Raw genomic sequence first — 2,900 nt, forward strand, 5'->3', positions numbered from 1 at the left:
TTTTTAGTGAAAGTTGAGATTTAGGGATGGTTTATTCTTATCGTGCAAAGGTTTCAAATTAAATGATTCTAGGTTGACATTTAGATTCTATTCAACACTTTAATGGTGGTTGAACTTTTCAAAAAATGACTATTTAACGAGCTAAACTGTTAATTATTAACTGATATATGTTACAGATCATTTCTCTTGTATTAATAGGTACTCTATTATATGAAATTAAGAATCTTAAGTATCGGTACTAAAATGCCAAAGTGGATCGATACTGGGTTTAATGAATACCATAAACGTATTCAACCCATGCTTAGCACTGATATTTTAGACTTGCCAGCAGCCAAAAGAGCGAAAAGCCCTTCAGATGCTAATTTGGCACAATATCGAGACTCAGAGGGCAAAATTCTTTTGGCCATGCATCAGAATAATCCACGTGAAAAGCTATGGGTATTGGATGTTAAAGGTAAGATGATGTCTACTGAACAATTGGCAGATAAGCTAAGTGAAGCTATGCAAGTCGGTGATGATGTAGCATTAGTAATTGGCGGGCCTGACGGAGTATCACCAGAAGTGTTGGCATCTGCTGACTTTAAGTGGTCTTTATCGCCACTAACTTTGCCGCACCCTTTGGTTCGAGTGGTTCTTATGGAGCAGCTTTATCGTGCCATGAGCATTAATAACAATCACCCTTATCATCGGGGCAACTAAGTATTCTTTAAAACTTATCAATCAGATTGGCTCGTTAATGATTGGATCACCCATAAAGTTTAGCGCTTAGCTCATCATAAGTTAACAAAAGGGCTGGTTTTCTAAAATCTTCATATTTTTTACTTATTTTTTTACCTATATTTTTTACCTATATTCAAAAACTTTAAAAAAAACGCTAGGCCCCCATAAATACCTTATGACATATTCAAAAAATACCCACAGCTCAACCTTCAGTGCACCTGTTGCAGTGACTCCGCTTACTAGCTTCGAGCCAGTGACGACTTTCAACGTTAAGCGAAATATTCGCTCGATACAATCACTGGCAACCTTACCAGCGCTGTTTATATCACATGGTGCGCCAACTTTGGCACTCGAAAAAAACACTACTACCAATGCGTTAGCACGTACCGGTCAAAACTTACCCACGCCTAAAGCTATTATAATCATGTCAGCACACTGGGTAACCGGATCCTTAGAAATAGCAAGTAATGCTCAGCCTCAAACCTGGCATGATTTCTCAGGTTTTGATGAGGCTTTACACCGTATCGAATATCCTGCTAAAGGTGCGCCAGAACTTGCTGAATCTTTATCAACTCAGCTCAATAAGATGGGAGTAATAAACAGTCTAAACCCATTGCGACCTCTAGATCATGGGGTGTGGGCTCCATTGATGCATCTTTATCCTAAAGCTGATATACCCATAGTACAACTTTCATTACCCAACTACTTTGATGCCTATGCCTGCTATCAATTGGGGAGCTTGTTTTCAAAACTACGTGAAGAGCAAATATTAATCATTGGTTCTGGCAATATCACCCATAATTTAGGCGCTATTAAGTGGCATGCTGATACTGAAGATGATCTTGCAATATCTTTTAGAGTTTGGCTGTTAAAACATTTAAAAACGGATATTCCTGAAGCTTTGGAGTGGAGTAAATTCCCTGAAATTGAAAAAGTACACCCTACCTCAGAGCATTTGTTGCCATTATTTTTTGCACTGGGTTGTGGTCAACGTGTTTCGGTGGTTCATGAAAGCATGGCTCATCATAGTTTAGGTATGGACTTTTATCGTTTCGACTGACGCTGAGCTTTAGTATATATTTACTGATCTCAGGTTTATAGCTAGCACTTCTTTATTTTAAATGTCGCAAATAAACGCAGGCCTTGACCATATTTGATAGAATATTACCTATTTGCTAAATCCATTCATATCTTTATCATTTATATCTTTAATGAGCCAACCGATTTTCAACTTCTTCGTAAGTTGTTCTATACATAAGCTGTATTAAACATTAGCCTTATACACTATTTGGTATTTTACTCATGACTATTGCATTAACATCTTCCTCTAATCAATCAGATAACTTAAATCAAAATCTAGCCAACAGTGAACAAAATGCTGTTGTTCTATTGTCTGGTGGTTTGGACTCTGTGACCTGTTTGTATTGGGCAAAGAATCGTTATAACAAAGTAACGGCGGTAAGCTTTAATTACGGACAGCGCCATAACAGTGAATTGGTAGCTGCAAAAACTATTGCTCAACAGGCTGGCGTGGACCATAAAATCATTGATATAGATATAGCTCAGTTGGGTGGTTCATCTTTGACCGATCATGATATGAACGTTCCTGACGGCGATGTAGATAAGTTTCCCACTCATACGGATGCTATTGATAATCAAGCTATCCCAAACACTTATGTGCCTGCTCGCAATACTATATTTTTATCCTATGCGCTTGCAGTGGCTGAAGTAACGGATGCAAATCATATTGTTATCGGGGTTAGCTCAGTTGATTATTCTGGGTATCCTGATTGTCGACCAGAGTATATCCAAGCCTTTGAAGCCATGGCAAACTTGGCGACCAAAGCAGGCGTGACAGGACATAAACTGCATATTCAAACCCCACTACAAAAACTTTCAAAAGCGCAAACTATTGAACTAGGTAGCTCACTAGGGGTCGACTATTCACAGACTATTTCTTGCTATAAAGCTGATAGCTACGGTCGTGCTTGCGGTGTTTGTGACAGTTGTACTTTACGAAGAAGAGGCTTTAGCGATGCTAGCGTTGTAGATCCTACCCATTACGTTGAAGGTTAAAAATTAAATTAATGCGTTTTGACCACGCTATCAACTTAGGCTAAGCGAAATTTATTACATTAATATAGAACTTACGCACTATCCCTCAAAGAAATAGTATGATA

At 38.3% G+C, this 2,900-nt stretch carries 3 protein-coding genes; all 3 read left to right on the forward strand.

Translation table 11 applies throughout. The features are described 5' to 3' along the window. Positions 1-210: 210 nt before the first annotated feature. On the forward strand, positions 211-699 hold the full coding sequence (rlmH, locus tag QZ265_RS10420; protein WP_296405930.1) for a 23S rRNA (pseudouridine(1915)-N(3))-methyltransferase RlmH: 489 nt from the start codon (positions 211-213) through the stop codon (positions 697-699). 196 nt (positions 700-895) lie between these two features. Then, positions 896-1,780, forward strand: coding sequence for a class III extradiol ring-cleavage dioxygenase (locus QZ265_RS10425; protein ID WP_296405932.1), 885 nt, complete (start codon positions 896-898; stop codon positions 1,778-1,780). Positions 1,781-2,022: 242 nt separating this feature from the next. Beyond that, on the forward strand, positions 2,023-2,796 hold the full coding sequence (queC, locus tag QZ265_RS10430; RefSeq protein ID WP_296405933.1) for a 7-cyano-7-deazaguanine synthase QueC: 774 nt from the start codon (positions 2,023-2,025) through the stop codon (positions 2,794-2,796). Positions 2,797-2,900 lie beyond the last annotated feature (104 nt).

This window comes from Psychrobacter sp., assembly GCF_018260395.1.
GTDB lineage: Bacteria > Pseudomonadota > Gammaproteobacteria > Pseudomonadales > Moraxellaceae > Psychrobacter.

What these genes read in the sequence shown, in the direction of transcription:
- queC (WP_296405933.1), top strand. Translation starts at nt 2,023, where the DNA reads ATGACTATTGCATTAACATCTTCCTCTAATCAATCAGATAACTTAAAT.
- rlmH (WP_296405930.1), top strand. Translation starts at nt 211, where the DNA reads ATGAAATTAAGAATCTTAAGTATCGGTACTAAAATGCCAAAGTGGATC.
- QZ265_RS10425 (WP_296405932.1), top strand. Translation starts at nt 896, where the DNA reads ATGACATATTCAAAAAATACCCACAGCTCAACCTTCAGTGCACCTGTT.